11 protein-coding genes and 1 tRNA gene are annotated in these 15,594 nt (G+C 61.2%); 9 read left to right on the top strand and 3 right to left on the bottom strand.

The features are described 5' to 3' along the window. Positions 1-142 precede the first annotated feature (142 nt). A complete protein-coding gene (locus ACZ5U1_RS08945) occupies positions 143-4,813 on the bottom strand; it encodes an NAD-glutamate dehydrogenase (protein WP_464778111.1) in 4,671 nt (1,556 codons plus the stop codon). A 170-nt stretch (positions 4,814-4,983) separates the two neighbouring features. After that, positions 4,984-6,258, bottom strand: coding sequence for a PAS domain-containing protein (locus ACZ5U1_RS08940; protein WP_464778110.1), 1,275 nt, complete (start codon positions 6,256-6,258; stop codon positions 4,984-4,986). A 188-nt stretch (positions 6,259-6,446) separates the two neighbouring features. Here ACZ5U1_RS08940 and ACZ5U1_RS08935 point away from each other — a divergent pair. From ACZ5U1_RS08935 to ACZ5U1_RS08915, 5 genes are all read left to right on the top strand, one after another. Continuing rightward, a tRNA-Thr gene (locus tag ACZ5U1_RS08935) sits at positions 6,447-6,522 on the top strand. 164 nt (positions 6,523-6,686) lie between these two features. After that, the gene (locus ACZ5U1_RS08930) at positions 6,687-7,925 is read left to right on the top strand and encodes a tyrosine-type recombinase/integrase (RefSeq protein ID WP_464778109.1); all 1,239 of its coding nucleotides are present in this window, start codon (positions 6,687-6,689) and stop codon (positions 7,923-7,925) included. A 31-nt stretch (positions 7,926-7,956) separates the two neighbouring features. Then, positions 7,957-8,634, top strand: coding sequence for a hypothetical protein (locus ACZ5U1_RS08925; RefSeq protein WP_464778108.1), 678 nt, complete (start codon positions 7,957-7,959; stop codon positions 8,632-8,634). A gap of 72 nt (positions 8,635-8,706) precedes the next feature. Continuing rightward, on the top strand, positions 8,707-8,886 hold the full coding sequence (locus ACZ5U1_RS08920) for a helix-turn-helix domain-containing protein (protein ID WP_087573338.1): 180 nt from the start codon (positions 8,707-8,709) through the stop codon (positions 8,884-8,886). 123 nt (positions 8,887-9,009) lie between these two features. Next, the gene (locus ACZ5U1_RS08915) at positions 9,010-9,711 is read left to right on the top strand and encodes a hypothetical protein (RefSeq protein ID WP_464778107.1); all 702 of its coding nucleotides are present in this window, start codon (positions 9,010-9,012) and stop codon (positions 9,709-9,711) included. 521 nt (positions 9,712-10,232) lie between these two features. Here the strand turns inward: ACZ5U1_RS08915 and ACZ5U1_RS08910 are convergent. After that, positions 10,233-10,993 (bottom strand): IS5 family transposase gene (locus ACZ5U1_RS08910; RefSeq protein WP_464777745.1). Its coding sequence is split into 2 segments (ribosomal slippage): positions 10,233-10,660 and positions 10,660-10,993, totalling 762 coding nucleotides; the frame shifts between segments, so codons are not numbered across the junction. Positions 10,994-11,645: 652 nt separating this feature from the next. Between ACZ5U1_RS08910 and ACZ5U1_RS08905 the strand changes: the two genes are divergently transcribed. The 4 genes from ACZ5U1_RS08905 to ACZ5U1_RS08890 all read left to right on the top strand — a co-directional run bounded on the left by ACZ5U1_RS08905 (position 11,646) and on the right by ACZ5U1_RS08890 (position 15,495). Further along, the gene (locus tag ACZ5U1_RS08905; protein WP_464778106.1) at positions 11,646-12,065 is read left to right on the top strand and encodes a hypothetical protein; all 420 of its coding nucleotides are present in this window, start codon (positions 11,646-11,648) and stop codon (positions 12,063-12,065) included. Next, positions 12,062-12,319: a hypothetical protein gene (locus ACZ5U1_RS08900; RefSeq protein WP_464778105.1), complete on the top strand. Its 258-nt coding sequence runs from the start codon at positions 12,062-12,064 to the stop codon at positions 12,317-12,319. Before ACZ5U1_RS08905 ends, ACZ5U1_RS08900 begins: the two co-directional genes overlap by 4 nt. 105 nt (positions 12,320-12,424) lie before the next feature. Beyond that, positions 12,425-14,548: a hypothetical protein gene (locus ACZ5U1_RS08895; RefSeq protein WP_464778104.1), complete on the top strand. Its 2,124-nt coding sequence runs from the start codon at positions 12,425-12,427 to the stop codon at positions 14,546-14,548. Continuing rightward, on the top strand, positions 14,545-15,495 hold the full coding sequence (locus tag ACZ5U1_RS08890) for an HNH endonuclease (RefSeq protein ID WP_464778103.1): 951 nt from the start codon (positions 14,545-14,547) through the stop codon (positions 15,493-15,495). Before ACZ5U1_RS08895 ends, ACZ5U1_RS08890 begins: the two co-directional genes overlap by 4 nt. The last annotated feature ends 99 nt before the right edge of the window (positions 15,496-15,594 follow it).

Here is a 15,594-nt window from a genome sequence, read left to right as displayed (position 1 = left end):
GGCTCAGGGCGAACGGCATTAATAGGGGTGGAGCCGATATAAAGCACGAAGCTCTAGGGCGCGTGGCGGGGCACGAGATCCCAGCTTTCGCTGGGATGACGGTAGAGGCTGGGATGAAATGCTGTTGAGGGGGGGGGCGCTATTAGCGCCCCAATAGTCCCCTTGCTTGCCCCGCTATTTCCGCGAGCATGGCGACGTTGGGTGCCGCAGCCGCCTTGGCGCGGTGGACCAGGGCGCGGAATTGGGTGATGCGGGGCTGCTTTTCGGCGAGCCATGCGTCGACATGGGCGAGGATGTCCTTGCCGTTGGATTTGCCGCCCTGTTCCAGGAAGTCGAGACGGACCTGCTGCATGTCGCGGGCGACGCCGGAGATGAGCAGCCTTTCCCATGGATCGCTGGGGGCCATGCGGGCGGCGGTTGACTGCACCCAGTCGATGCCGACCGTTTCGCCCAGATGGGTGAAGGCGCGGGTAAGGGCGACTTCATCGACCTTTAGCCGCACCGCAAGCGCGGCGATGCCGACGGCGCCGTCCAGCTTGAACAGACCGGCGGTGCGGCGCACAAGATCTTTCGGCGCGCCCAGGGCGAGGAGGCGGTCGATGACGGCATTGGTGCGGCGCAGGGCTTCGCTGGTGAGGAGGTCATCGACATCGCGGGCCAGCTTTTCGACGCCGCTGGCAAGCAGGGCGTGACCGGCGCCGGGCAGAGTCCCGGTGGGAAGGCTGCGCAAAATGTCGGCAATCTGTATCCGCACGCCATTGGCGACGTCGGCGAACAGGGCGAGGCGCGCCGCCTCCGACATAACGGCGGCGTCGATGTCGGCCCAGAGCGTGCCGATGTCATAGAGACGCTCCGCAATCAGGAAGGCGCTGGCCAGATCGGCGAGCGAGCAGCCTTCTTCTTCGGCGAGTTCGAAGGGGTGGATGAGGCCGAGGCGATTGACGATGCGGTTGGCGACTTTGGTCGCGACGATTTCCTTTGCAAGAGCGTGGGCGGCAATGGCGTCCGCCTCCTTCTTTTGCATGGCGGGCGGGAAAGCCGCCGCGAGTTCAGGACCCATGCTGGGGTCGAGGGCAAGTTGCCCCTGTTCGATGGCATCCTGTAGCGCGAGCTTGGCCGTGGAGAGCAGGACGGCCAGTTCGGGCCGGGTAAGGCCAAGACCATCCTGTCCACGCCGAAGCAGCATGTCATTGGCGGCAAGACCCTCCACCTGCCGGTCGAGCCGCCCGCTTTCCTCGAAGGTTTCGATCAGCCGGACATAGCTGGCGAGGTCCGCCGTTCCACCGGATTCGGCGATGGACAGGCCCAGCACCTGAAGGCGGTTATCCTCCAGCACGATGTCGGCCACGGCATCGGTCATGCTTTCGAGCAGCTTGTTGCGTGCGTCGAAGGTCAGGCGGCCTTCCGCCATTTCCTGATTGAGCGCGATCTTGATGTTCACTTCATTATCCGAGCAATCGACGCCCGCCGAATTGTCGATGAAGTCCGTGTTTATCCGGCCCCCGCGCAGCGAAAAGGTGATGCGCGCGGCCTGGGTGACGCCGAGATTGGCGCCTTCACCGACGACCTTGACGCGCAAATCCTCCGCATTGACGCGCAGGCGGTCATTGGCGGGATCGCCCACATCGCCATGGCTTTGCGCAGCGGACTTCACATAGGTGCCGATGCCGCCGAACCACAACAGGTCGGCAGGGCTTTTGAGGATGGCGCTGATGAGCGCCGCCGGTTCCATTTCGGTTTCGGTGACGCCCAGCATTGCCTGAACCTGAGGGCTCAGCGGGATGCTTTTCAATGTGCGGGGAAATACGCCGCCGCCTTTTGAGATCAGCGACTTGTCATAATCGTCCCAGCTGGACCGGGGCAGTTGGAACAGGCGGTTGCGTTCCTCCCAGCTTTTCGCCGGATCGGGGTCCGGATCGAGGAAGATGTGGCGATGGTCGAATGCTGCGACGAGGCGGATCGCCTTCGACAGCAGCATGCCGTTGCCGAACACATCGCCCGACATGTCGCCGCAGCCGACGACGCTGACCGGCTCGCTCTGCACATCGATGCCCATTTCGGCGAAGTGCCGCCGGACGCTGATCCACGCGCCGCGCGCGGTGATGCCCATCGCCTTGTGATCATAGCCATGCGATCCGCCGCTGGCGAAGGCATCGCCCAGCCAGAAGTCGTGATCCAGCGCGATGGCGTTGGCGACGTCGCTGAAGGTGGCCGTGCCCTTGTCCGCCGCGACCACGAAATAGGGATCGTCGCCGTCGTGAATGACGGTCTGCGCGGGATGGCGGACCTTGCCCTTCACGATATTGTCGGTGACCGACAGTAGCGCCCGGATGAAGATGCGGTAGCTTTCGGTGCCCTCCGCCATCCATGCGTCGCGATCGACCTGCGGGCTTGGAAGCTGCTTGGGGTAGAAGCCGCCCTTTGCCCCGGTCGGCACGATGACGGCATTCTTGACCCGCTGCGCCTTCATCAGGCCGAGTATTTCGGTGCGGAAATCGTCGCGCCGGTCGGACCAGCGCAGGCCGCCGCGTGCGATCGGCCCCGCGCGCAGGTGGATGCCCTCAACGCGGGGGGAGTAGACCCAGATTTCGCGCCAAGGCAGCGGTGCAGGCAGGCCGGGCACCTGCGCGCTGTCGAGTTTGAAGGCGAGCGCTTCGGCGGCGGCGTTGCTGAAGAAATTGGTGCGCAGTGTGGCGGTGATGACGGCGCGCAGCAGGCGCAGAACCCGGTCTTCGTCGATCGCGCTGACCTTTTCGAGGCCCGCATTGATGGCGGCCTGCGCCTGTTCGGCACGGGCCGGGCCGTCCTTTGCGGCGGGGTCATGCAGTGCCTCGAACAGGGTGATGAGCTGGCGGGCAATCTCCTGTTCCCGGCGAAGCGTTTCGGCGAAGGTCGCCATGCTATAGGCCATGCCGGTCTGGCGCAGATAGCGGAACAGCGCGCGGAACAGGACGACGGCATGGGGGGCGAGACCTGCCGTCACGATCAGTTCGTTGAACCGGTCATTTTCGGCGCGGCCTTCCAGAACCTGCGCGATCGCTTCGGTCACTATGTCGGCGCGAGCGACGACTGCATCGCCGCTGCCGCCCGTGGGGAGTTCAAGGACGAAGCGCTGCACATGGCCCTGTGCGCCGCCATCGACCGCTGTCGTCATTTCATCGATGACGCGGAAGCCGAAATTTTCGAACGCCGGGACGACTTCCGACAGGGCGATCACATCGTGGCTGTAGAGCTTCAAACGCAGCTGTTCGGGCGTGTCTTCACCATTGCGGTAGATGCGGATCGACTTGTCGCCGGGGCCGCCAAGGCCGTGGAGCAAGCGGATGTCGATCGCTGCTTCGGCTGGACCAGCGCCGTTGCGATAGGCCATGGGAAAGCCGGGCGCATAGCGTTGGGCAAGCGCGGCGGCGCGGCCGGGCTCTTCGGTTTCGGCCAGCGCTTCCTCGACGGCGGGCAGCCAGCCGCGCACCATTTGCTTCAATTGGCGGTCGAGCGGCACCTCGTCAGGCACCACGCCGCCATCGCGCAGGTCGAGCGTGATGCGCAGCAGGGCAAGGCCGCTTTCCTCAAGCGCGATCGACCAGCTGAGCACGGGGGCATGGGCCGCCTGCGAGAGCATGTCCTGCACGGCGAGGCGGCGAGCGGTGGTCAGTTCGTCGCGCGGCAGCCAGGCGAAGGCGTAGAGATGGCGGGGGAGGGCGCTGGTGCCGAGCGCCAGCTTTGGACGCGGCCGATCGGTCAGCGACATGAAGGTGAGCGCGAGCCGTTCCAGCGTTTCATGATCGAAGCCGATCAATATGTCGTGCGGCAGGGCGGTGAGCGCGTGAACGAGCACTTTGCCCGCATGGCCGCCGGGATCGAATCCGAACTTGTCCATCAGCGCGGACAACGCGGATCGCAGCAGCGGCACCTTGTCGGGGCTGGCCGACAGAGCCGCGCTGGTCCACATGCCCGCGTGAATCGAAAGGGCGACCACCTGCTTCCCTTCCCGCACCGGCACGATGATGAGGTCGAGCAGGACGGCGCGATGGACGCGCGAAAGCTTGTTCGATTTGATGATGAGGGGATTGCGCTTACCCTCTTCAAACCAGGTGAAGGCCGCTTCGAGCGAAGCGGGCGCGAGCAGTGGTGTGTCATCCAGCGTGCAGATGCCCAGCTGATCTTCCGCCTTGCCGTTGCGAAGGCGGCGTTCGTGGCCCGTTTGCGTGAAGTGGCGGGCGAGGAACCAGCGAAGGAGCGCGGCCCCTTCACCGTCGGGGATGGCGTCCGCGTCCCGGCTCATGGCGTCGCGCATCTTCGGCCAGTCGGCAACGGCAGCGCGGACATCGGTCAGCGTCTGGCGCAGCGATTTTTCCAGCGCACGGCGGCCCTTCGCATCGGCGCGGTCCGCTTCGATATAGATCATCGATTCGCGGCGGGCGCTGGGGGCTTCGTCGTCCAGAATGGCGGTCAGCTTGCCCGCGTCGCTGCGGTCGATCGAGAGGACGGGGTGAAGCAGGCGGTAGATGGTGACGTCATGCGATGCCAGCGCATTGGCGATCGAATCCACCAGAAAGGGCATGTCGTCATTGACGATGGCGATCCGCATGTAGCGGCCGGTCGCGCCTTCGCCGAGTGTTTCGATGGCAATGGCGAGTTGGCCCGGTTTGCGGACATCGGCGGTGCGGCCGAGGAAGGCGGCTGCGGCTACCGCCGCCTCATGATCGAAATCCTCGCTTTCGCCCGGGAGTGCGCCCCTTTCCAGCGCTGCCTCAAGCGCCTTGCGGATCGATACGTTTACCTGTCTCGTCTTCGGCTCGGACAATGCCGTCATGCGTAACCTCTTCCCGCTGCGGCTTTATGCCGCTTTGCCTGAACGGGGACGACGCTGGCACGTTGTCACGCGACTCCCCGGCTCGCCTTGTTATGCGCTAGCGCCCGAGGAGGCTCAATTGGGGAAATGAAATAAAGTTACTGGCCGTCGAAATATAATGAGCGTTGTCGTTAAGCGGCTGCGGCGACGATCACTCGCTGGCCAAGGTCCGATCCATCGGGAAGGGTGCCGACTATGGCCAGAGTGCCGTCCGCTTCCCGCCGGGCGATGACGACGGCTAGGCCGTCTCCGTCGGTCGAAATGGCGAAGGGATCGATCGGCGCGGCGGCCTTCATCGCGGCGCGCGCGGTCTGGCTGGAGTCGGGGCGAGGGGGCAGGAGCGAGCGGCGCTGGGCGCGCTCGTCCCGGATCAGGGCCTTGAGGCCGCCTGGATATTCGCCGAGATAGTCGCCAAGTGTGCCAAGGCCGAGCCCTGCGTTCTTCGCATGTTCGAGCGCGGTCGCATATTCGGTGATGCGCGTCTTGTCATAGGTGGAGCCGAAGACCAGCTTCACCACGGCGGTAAGCGGGCTGCGGGCCTGGGGCTTGATGCCGGCGTCGGCCAGCATCTCGGCATAATCTTCCGGTGACGCCTCGCTCATCAGGGCGAAGTCGTAGGCGAGGCCGATGGCGCGATAGAGGGCGCCGTGGGTGCGGGCTTCGCTGGTGCGCGCCTGCTCCGCGCCGTCGCGGGCGAGGGCGAGCCAGTCGGCAAGCGGTGCGTCGTCGGCCGGGCTTTCCATGCCGGACAGGTCCAGCGTGTCGTCATCTTCGCCCGCCGCCGGACCATCCGCCCAGATCGGTGCGACCGCATGCGGAGCGGCGTTGCTGCGCAGGGCGGCATCGACTTCGCGACCTAGCTCGTCGGCGACGGCCTGGCTCGCCAGTTCCTTCCAGCTGATGACGCCGAACACGAAATCGATCGTCTCGCCATCGGACGAAAAGGGCATGAGGATGCCGCGATAGAGTATCTCCGCCCCGCGCTGGTTGAGGAAGCCCGCTTCGAAACCGATCGGCGCGGCGTTGGCGATGATCTGCAGATAATGATCCGTCAGGCGCGACAGCAGCGAGCGCGAGGGCACGTCGTTGATGAACTGGATGGCGCCGGTGACATCGCACTCACGGCGCAGCGCGGTGCCGAGATACACGACCGCCGGATTGTCGAGCCCGGTGCTGAAATCCAGAAGGACGCTATTGGGGCCGAAATCCTCCAGATGATCGGGCGAGAGATCCTCGATCGACGGAAGCGTGCGGTCGCCCAGCAGTGACGCCCAATAATTATAGGCGCGCACCTGCATGCGTCGCTCGTCGAAGCCTACGCTGGACGGCGGCTCCATCGCCTCGTGATCGGCATAGTCGAAATCATCCTGTTCATTGGAGATTTCCTGCCCCCGCAGAGTGTCCATCCGGTCGGTCCTAATCCAGAAGAAAAGCTTTCCTGAGACTCGACACTGCCATGGGATGGTAAACATGCCGTGAAGAAGCGGCTCGCCCGACGCAACGCGCGCGCCGCATGCCCCCCGAAGAGATGATGCGCGAAGATGCATTGCCCGCTTGTCCTGCGCATCAACCGCTGTTATCTGGCCCACCCAATGCCGCTTTAGCTCAGTTGGTAGAGCACATCATTCGTAATGATGGGGTCACGTGTTCGAGTCACGTAAGCGGCACCATTTCCTTATGCCTCGATATCCCTGAAAGCTTGAATTCTTGCTATTATATGGCAAAGTTCCGTCCCTAGACGTTGCTTTTTGTTTCTGATCATGCCCCCAAAATCCAGCGTAAATGGGGGCACGGCTGGGGGCATGAAGCTCGGCATGAAATGGGATGCCCCCGTATGACGCTAAAGGCATTGGAAATTAAGGCATTTCTGCCCAAGAAGAAGCCCTATCGGGTGGCAGATGAGAAGGGCCTTTACGTCGAAGTTTTTCCGCACGGTTCAAAGCTTTGGCGATTCAAATACCGATTCATGGGCAAGGAAAAGCGGCTGGCTTTCGGTGGATTTCCCGAAGTGAGTCTTGCTGACGCGCGGCAGCGGCGCGATGAGGCCCGGAAGGTGTTACGTGAAGGGCGCGACCCGGCACATGAGCGTAAGATGGACAAAATCGCTCGTGAGGTTAGCGCGGGCAACAGCTTCCAAAGCGTCGCGGAAGATTTTATTCAAACCAAGCTGGTCAACAATGGCAAGGCCACGGCTACCGTCGCAAAGGCGCGCTGGTTCCTCTCCCATTTGACACCCGCTCTAGGTTCAAGACCGATCGCCGAGATCGAACCTGCCGAACTGTTGGTAGTGCTGAAGGCGATCGAACGACGTGGTCATTTGGAAACAGCGGGCAAGACGCGGGCGCTTGCTAGCCGCGTTTTCCGCTATGGCGTGGCGACAACACGATGCGCGCACGACCCCGCCGCGTTGCTGACCGGCGCCCTGACAACAGGCAAGGTTAGGCATCATGCCGCGATCCTTGATCCCGCACAGCTGGGCGAATTTCTCCGCGCAATTGATGACTATGGCGGCGGTCCCATCGTCAAGCTGGCTATGCAACTGGCGCCACATGTGTTTTTGCGCCCCGGCGAATTGCGGCAGGGCAAATGGCCGGAAATCGACTGGGAAGCCGCTGTCTGGCGCGTTCCCGCAGAACGAACCAAGCTGCGGCGGCAACACAGTGTCCCATTATCCCGGCAGTCGTTGGGCATCCTGAAAGAGCTTCAACAGCATAGCGGTGGCTTCGATTTTATGTTTCCGGGCCAGAGGTCGCACCTCAAGCCAATGAGTGAGAACACCCTAAATGGCACATATCGCCGATTGGGGTTCGATAAAGATACGGTATCAGCCCACGGCTTACGCGCGACCGCCTCAACGCTGCTGAATGAGTCTGGCAAATGGCACTCGGACGCCATTGAGCGGGCGCTGGCTCATGGTCACAGCAATGCGGTGCGCGGAGCCTATGCCCGTGGGCAGCATTGGGACGAACGGGTGGAAATGGCCCAATGGTGGAGCGATTATCTCGACCAACTCCGTCAGGGCGCTGAAATTATTCCGCTTATTTCCGGGGCCAAAGCCAATGGCGCGAAATAGAAAGACGCGCCTGCCTTACGAACTCTATGGCATGGCCCAGGCACGGGTTCAGAAAGACTACCCAGATTTCCTCAAAAGTGGCTGGATTGGGACGGCGGCGCAGGAAGGGCACCTGATTCGGGAGACGCTTGTTGAGCTTGGCTTTGCCCTCGAACCGAGATGGGGCTGGGATACGATCGGTTATGAAGTCCGTCTGATCGAACTGTCGATGACGGGGCTTAGGCCGGAAGATAAGGGTCATGCTCAATTGGCACGTGAATGCCGAAAGTTGGCCAGCACCATCGACCAGTCCGCTAAATCGGTAGCGAAGCTGAGTCATTCGCAAGCCGTCAGCGTAGCCTCAATGTTCATGACGGCGTCGATCGCCGATCATATCCCCGATTTCTTCGTTACCGCCAGGCGTCTGGAGGCGGTCGCTGTCTTTCTGGAAGCCTTCAAGCAACCAACAAAATGGGCGTCTTCCAGCAGGCGCGAGACGCGGCTGGTGTTAGCCTGCAAGCTGGCACCGATCTTTGAACATGAGTTCGGGGTGCCTGCCAAGCCACGGGGTGGTTCCGAGGTATTCTCAGACATCCGCGACGAGAATGACTGGACGAAGTTCTATCAAGGGATCGCGAAGCTGGTGATCGGCGAGGCGGTAACGCCTGACAGGCAGGAAATCCTTTGGGAAGCGGCCAAGCCGTCGGAAATGCCGCCCCAATCGGAATAGGCAATCACCGACAGCGACCTGGCTGCGATCGCATTATGTCCTCGGCACCCCAATGGACATCAGGAGGTGCAGATGGAAAAGCTTTTGACGATCAGAGAGTTTTGCGAGCGTAACGGCGTTGGTCGATCGACCGTCTATCGCGAGAATGCAGCGGGGCGGTTGCCGTTTCGCAAGATCGGGCGAGCGACACGCATTGCGCAGAGCGATGCGCAGAAGTGGCAGGAGGATTTGTTCGTTTCCGGCCGTGCCTAACCGTTCCCTTGAAACTTGCAGCAAAATGTTTCCCGCTGTGCCAGCCTCGCCAATGGAAGTCCTTTGTGCTCAATGGCTTGGCCGGCGTGGTGCCCTGCTGCCTTTATATAGGACCGGCCTTCGGTGTCTTCGATCAGGCTCAAGCGTGGCGGCGCGCGCAATTGCGCCACCCGCCAAAGCTGGCAATTGCGCACAACTGATTGCCAAAAGCTGATCGATGCCAGCCTTGTCGCGTGGAGGGCTGGAATGCCGCTCAATCGGTTCATTACGATAGCTTGGGGTCGCGGAGGCGTTCCCTGCGATGAAGCCGTGGAGGCGACCGGGCAGTTCGTTCGGCTGGCACGGGAATGGATGCGAGTGCGTGGTTATCAGATGCCGTGGGTATGGGTACAGGAGCGGGGTATCAGGTTCGGCCAACATGCGCACATCCTGCTCCACGTCCCTGCCAATCTCGATCCTCTATTCCGGGCGATGCCGCTTCGTTGGACAAAATCAAAGTTACCGAACGGCTATAGGTCGGGCGTCGTCCAAACCCAGCGGCTCAGATTTGCCGCTACCATGAATGGCGATGCCTATGGTGCTGAATTGCATGGGAAGCTGCACTATATGCTGAAATGCGCGCCAGCGGAAATGGAAGCGACTTTTGGATTGTTAGGGCATTACCAAGTGCGATGGGGGCAGAGATGTCTTGTCATCGGCAAACGATCGGGCGTTTGGCAGGACTGGAAGAAGAAGGCGTTTCTGTTCTCAGCTACTCATCAGGTGCCGCCGTTTGGCCAGCATTCGCCGACAGCTTTCCACCCCATCCCACCCCGTCTTGCATAACCGCCGAACTCATTTCTGTGAGTTCCACAAAGGAAAATTGCCAAATGATTTCGGAAAATCTAGCGGTGGGGGCGAGGTTTCCATAAAGTCGAAATATGTGCAGTGGAGCTTGAAGATGGGCGGTGTAGGCTCAGGCCGACATGGAAGCCGACCGACAACGGATTCCGCGCTTTGGATCGACATTTCATGGATGCTGCGATCAGGCTTTGCCAGCGCTGGACACAGTCTGAGCGGAAACCTGAATTGGATTTGCGGTGGCGAACCCTGTGGTTCGATCAGCTACGCCGCAATCATGGATCACCCCGGACTTGAGCGGGTCGAATTGTTTTTCGATCAAGGCTCTGGCCGTGATCGAGAGCACGTCAGGCAATCGATCAGACTTTGTTATACCGAGCCTCCTTATGGCGGTAAGCGCTGGTGGATGATCTGCCCCTTCACAGGGATCAGGGTCGGGAAGCTTTACCTTCCTTTTGATGGGGATCGCTTTGCGTCCAGACAAGCTTGGCGACTAGGGTCAGGACTCATTGATTGAGCCAGAAGATGACGGTTGCAGCGATGCAGATGGCTGACATGAATGTGTGCGCACAGCGGTCGTAACGGGTGTGGATGCGACGCCAGTCCTTGAGCCTGCCGAACATGTTCTCGATCTTGTGACGCTGGCGATAGAGCACGGCATCGTGCGGGATCGGGACCTTTCGGTTCTTCTTTGACGGGATGCAGGCGGTGATGCTGCGTTCCGCGAGCGCGTTGCGGAACCAGTCGGCGTCGTAGCCTCGATCGCCGAGCAGGGCTTTGGCGCGGGGCAAGGCGTCGAGCATCAGGGCAGCGCCTTTGTAGTCGCTCATCTGCCCCTCGCTGAGCAGCATGACCAGCGGTCTGCCCTTTCCGTCGCAGACGGCGTGGAGCTTGGAATTCAGGCCGCCTTTGGTGCGTCCGATACGTCGGGGAACAGCCCCTTTTTGAGCAGACTGGCTGCGGTCCGGTGCGCCTTCAGATGCGTCGCATCGATCATCAGTTGGTCAGGCTGCCCGGCCTTCGCCGAGAGCGCTGCGAAAATCTTGTTGAACACGCCAAGTCGGCTCCACCGGATGAAGCGGTTGTAGATCGTCTTGGGAGGGCCATAGTCGGCAGGTGCATCGCGCCACCGCAGGCCGTTCCTGATAATGAAGATGATGCCGCTGATGATCCGACGGTCATCCACCCGGGGCACGCCGTGCGACAGCGGGAAATACGGCTCGATCCGGCGCATCTGCGCCTTCGAAAGCCAAATCAGATCACTCACGGCGACGCCTCCTCACGCCGCCATTGAATCAACCAATCCTCAGCACCGCAAGTAATTTAATAGGTCCTGACCCTAGATTATCAGTCCCAGCGCCATACCAGCCGCGACAGGCCGTTCGAGGCCCTTTCCCGGCTACAGAAAAAGCTGGGTTGCAACGAGGGGTGGGAACAGCCGATTCAGCGACCCAAAGGAATGTGGCGGCGCACCTTCCGGCGCCATGAGGAACGGTATTGGGAGCTGGACGCTGAGTGTGCAGCGCAGATGATGGTGGTGATTAGGGGCACGGGGTTGGAGCTGGCCCTCGTTTAACTCCGATAAGGCACAGGCACGCGATGCCACGTTTGTGTCAGATGCCTCATAGTTGGAATTCTTCCGACGCCCCCTTGTGCGCCTGATCTCTCTGACGGATTTGGCGCCAAGGTCACAGTGCATGGACAAGCGCAGCGTCACATCGTAACGTGGCGCCGCTGACCCGATCTTAGCCGTGAGGGAAGGCCCGCAATCGCGCGGAGAACACAGGCTCTCGACTGCTACGGTCGGGCGGCCTGCGGAATATAAAACCTTTCGGGAATACGCAGGGCGCGTGTTCCTGTGTTCGCGCGCGGCTAACCGTCCCGGCTGTCGGGGCGGGCGGTTGAACACAGGGGACGAGATGCGCGCTGTCATAGCCATAGCTGCGCTGGCCGTAATCATGACGCCCGCCAGCGCAAAAAATAGTGATTTTGATTGGACAGCTTTTCCAGAAATGTCGAAAGAGCGAGCATTGCCGCAAATCGCTGCCGCTCTCCGTAACACGTTGTTCGACGCGGGTTCCGTTACCAACTTCATGATCTGTTACCCACCTGTAAAGGTACAGATGAAAGAGGGCCGACCGGTACGTTGGACAGTTATGCTGTCGGTTAATGCCAAGAATCAATATGGTGGTTACGCTGGCAATCAGGGGATGGCGGCCGTTTTCTACTCTGATCGCCCGGTGTGGGCGTTCTCGATTGGCGCACCGCTCGATGGTCGAACTCTAGCCAGATGTGAACGCAGGTCCGATGCTGAAATCCAGGGTCTGATCCAGCAATGATACGCGTGGTCATAGCTTGTGCTGCACTTTTCGTCGCACAGGGCTGCACCGACACCGGGGAAGCTGCGGAGAAGCGCTATGAAATGGTCCAGCGTACTGGCGACAAAGGGGAGATATGCGAAGCTGCGAAAGCTGTAGTCGATGTCTATCTTCACGCCGGGAACGAGGAGAAATATAAATGGTGGCATCCGATCGCCAGTACACGCTGCCTCATTGCACGGCTCGAAGGTCCAGATGGTCGCCCAGCAATGTAATGATCGCCGCCTTATGCTAGACCCTGCATAGATTTGCCGCGGCGATAGGGATGACCGGCCGACGTTGCTTGCCTATAATGGCTGCAAGAGTGAATCGGGTGGCTGGTGGCGGGAAAACGACAACATTATATACCGCGACTTCTCCAACGCGGATTTCTCGCCGATGCTCCGGGTGATGCCGAGCGCACATGGCTTCACCGCGCCGCTGCGCCTGCGCTGCTCGTGGGCATCAAGGATGTTGGGACGGAGGACTGGTTTTATTCGCGCAAAGGCGGCCCGGGCGAGCTGACGCTCGACGATGCGATCACCGCTTTCGAACAGGACCTCGGCAAAGATGTTGCGATACTGCGGACTATGCCGCCCGGCACCGTCATCGATTCGAACCATGCCGCGGGCATTACCGTGCATCTGGTCATGCGGACGGCCCATCTGCGCCGGACGATAGAGGATGGGATCGACAGCATCACCGGCGAGATCGAATCCTTGTTCACCGATCCGACACGTCTTGGCGCCATGATGGGGATCGACAGCCCGGTACTGGCCACTGCGGTAACAGAAGCCATTCGCAACATCGCGCAGGATCTCGTGCCGTCCGGATTTCCGCCGACGCTCAGCGAGCGGCTGCTATCTTTCCTTGTCCGCGAGCGCGGCAGTGAACTTGCGGCGCAAGCGGTCGCCACTTTGGCGCCGATTTTCCCTACTCTCTTCAAAGATCTCACCAGCCGCGTGAGGGAAAGCCATAACGCGATCGTCGCCAGGCCGCTCGACGATCATGGCTGGGTCAGCGCGCTCAGCGTCTTGCATTGGTCGATCGAGGCCGCGAGCGATCTCATTCTGCCCGACGCCATAGCGCTTGCCCGGGAGGTTGGTGGCACGCTCGCACCGCTTCTCTTCACCAATGGCGTCGATGTGACACTGGTTCTGCTGCCCATCGCGCATGACCGGATGCTAGTCGGAAAACGTGATCCGGCGGAAGCTATTGGCCTGTCGACTTTCAACGCCGAAGCCGCAGCGAGTTGTCAAAGGTTCTTCATCGGTTGGCGCGCCTTCGATGACGAGAACCTGAGCGCTGCGATCGGCAGCGGCCCGGCGAGCGCGCTGGCCGAGTCGATCGCCGAGGCTGTCAATGATGCCGAGACCGCACGACGCAGCCAGGTGTCGGGCGACCTGCTGCAAGCCCAGCCGCGGGCTTTCACATATCGGGACTTCTCCTATCGCGTGACCTTGCACGATTTTGGGGATGATCTTCTGGTGCAGGAATATGGTGCAATCCTGCAAAGAGTCATCAGCGCGTTGCCGCACGATATTCCGCTCCACGATCTTGACGGCGTCACCATCGGGATCGACTATGCCGAGGCGCTGGCGAAGCTCGATCGCGGTGACCCGGACTTGCCTCCTGTCACCAGCGGCGCGCTCGGTTATGGCGTCGGTGTCGCAATGCCGGTGACGGTGTTCCGCGACGGGGTCCCCAAATCGCATCTGGTGCTGGCGGCCGGAATTGCCGCTGGCTGGGCGTCCGATGATCCAGAACTTCGCGCCGCCAGCCTGCATTTGCTGATCAGGATGCTGGCGGGGATTGCGCACACCACGCGCTACGCAGATGTGCCTGCGTTCACGCCAGACGCGATGGGCCGGGAACTGCACCTCGCCGTTGCGCACGCCCCGAGCGCCTATTGGAGTGCGAAGCAGGCGGCATTCGTCGATCCCGATCAAGGCAGAACTTATTGCGATCTGGTCGTTGACAGCCTCGCATATGCGCGAACCGAGATCGCGGCTGCCCGTTTACGGATGGCTGACGATAGCGACATTGGGGGTGCATCAACCATCGCGCTCAAATGCGTATCGGCGGTGCTCGTCCATGCTGCGGATTGGCTGGGTCATCGCGATGGCCTTGCACCCGACAAGGCTTTCGCCGGTGATGATCTGGCCCAGCGTCTCGCACCTTCCGGTCTCGACCATTGGCTAGCACTGTTTGGACGCGATCTCGCCGCCAGCTATGGGGACGACGACACGATAGATCTTGTAGTGGTATCGACGCTCAGCCGCCATGCCGAACGCCTATTTTGGAGCCTGGGCATCTATTGCTGGCCTGATGGTGAGGATATCCGATGCGTGGTCTCCGACATGCCGCTAGCAGCGATCCTTCTTCCGGCGATCAACCTGCAAGATCCGACAGCGGCAGGCACCGATGGCCGATTGTCCGGCCCGTCCGAATTGGCCTCGGTATGATGGCGGTGGATCAGCGAGAGGCGTTCGATCCAGACAAGTCGGTTAGCCTGCCCAATCGCAAATGCGCCTATTGCGGCATTGTCCTCGAGCGCCGTATCACCACACGGGATCATGTCGTCGGGCGGCGGTTCGTGCCGGAGGGGACATTGGCAACTGGTTTCTTCCTTCAGGTCAAGGCATGCCGCCCCTGCAACGATCGGAAGGCGGCACTTGAGGATGACATTTCGATCATCACGATGCTGCCCGATACGCGCGGCAACTATGTCCGGGATGACGAGCGCCTGCGACGGACGGTCGCGCGCAAATCGCGCGGTGCGATCAGTCCGGCGACCCGCAAGCTTGCTGCGCAGAGCTACAACAAGATCGAAGCCAACATCCCGATCGGCGATGGTATCTCGATGACCTATAACGGCGTGGCCATGCCCACCCTTGAGGATCAGCGTGTCGCGCGCCTCGCATATTACCATGTTCAGGGGTTTGCCCATTTTCGGTCGTTCAATGTCGAGCGTAGCCATGGCGCATGGCTCGAGCCGGGCGAATTCTTGACCTTGGGCCAGTTGACCAAAGAAGACTGGGGCAATCCGCGGATTATAGCGTTCGTCACTGCGACGCGCAGCTGGGAGCCGATCTGCACGACGATCCTAGCCGATGGATATTTTAGGCACGAGATGCGAAGAATGGCCGGCAGCGAGCTTTCGAGCTGGGCGGTCGAGTGGAACGGGCGATTGCGGGTGTTCGGTCTCTATGGCCCGGCCGCCGAGCGAGAGGCGTTTGTTGCAGCGCTTCCGAAAGAAACCGTGGATTTCGTTTGGGGCGATACGAGCAATGGTTTCGCATGGCGTACTGAGACGCCGCTGGCCGAAGCCGATGATCTATTGTTCGATCTGCCGAACAATTGGGAAGAACGGCCCTTCGCGCCGCCCCACTGGAGACGCCCTTCCGAGTGACCAAGATCGGTGACTTAACCATCAACCGACCAACAGGGTGGGCGCTGCCGTCCGGCGGCTTATCGGCTCGAGATGGCCGGTGGTGGCACGGCAGTTAGC

The organism is Sphingobium sp. TomTYG72, from assembly GCF_055394715.1.
The sequence above is the reverse complement of the archived record's forward strand: the minus strand, read 5'-3'. Positions and strand labels throughout refer to the sequence as shown.

Excerpts from the sequence above, each read along its gene's own strand:
- ACZ5U1_RS08940 (WP_464778110.1), bottom strand. The coding sequence starts at position 6,258 with ATGGACACTCTGCGGGGGCAGGAAATCTCCAATGAACAGGATGATTTC.
- ACZ5U1_RS08905 (WP_464778106.1), top strand. The coding sequence starts at position 11,646 with ATGCGCGCTGTCATAGCCATAGCTGCGCTGGCCGTAATCATGACGCCC.
- ACZ5U1_RS08890 (WP_464778103.1), top strand. The coding sequence starts at position 14,545 with ATGATGGCGGTGGATCAGCGAGAGGCGTTCGATCCAGACAAGTCGGTT.
- ACZ5U1_RS08900 (WP_464778105.1), top strand. The coding sequence starts at position 12,062 with ATGATACGCGTGGTCATAGCTTGTGCTGCACTTTTCGTCGCACAGGGC.
- ACZ5U1_RS08925 (WP_464778108.1), top strand. The coding sequence starts at position 7,957 with ATGGCCCAGGCACGGGTTCAGAAAGACTACCCAGATTTCCTCAAAAGT.
- ACZ5U1_RS08920 (WP_087573338.1), top strand. The coding sequence starts at position 8,707 with ATGGAAAAGCTTTTGACGATCAGAGAGTTTTGCGAGCGTAACGGCGTT.
- ACZ5U1_RS08930 (WP_464778109.1), top strand. The coding sequence starts at position 6,687 with ATGACGCTAAAGGCATTGGAAATTAAGGCATTTCTGCCCAAGAAGAAG.
- ACZ5U1_RS08945 (WP_464778111.1), bottom strand. The coding sequence starts at position 4,813 with ATGACGGCATTGTCCGAGCCGAAGACGAGACAGGTAAACGTATCGATC.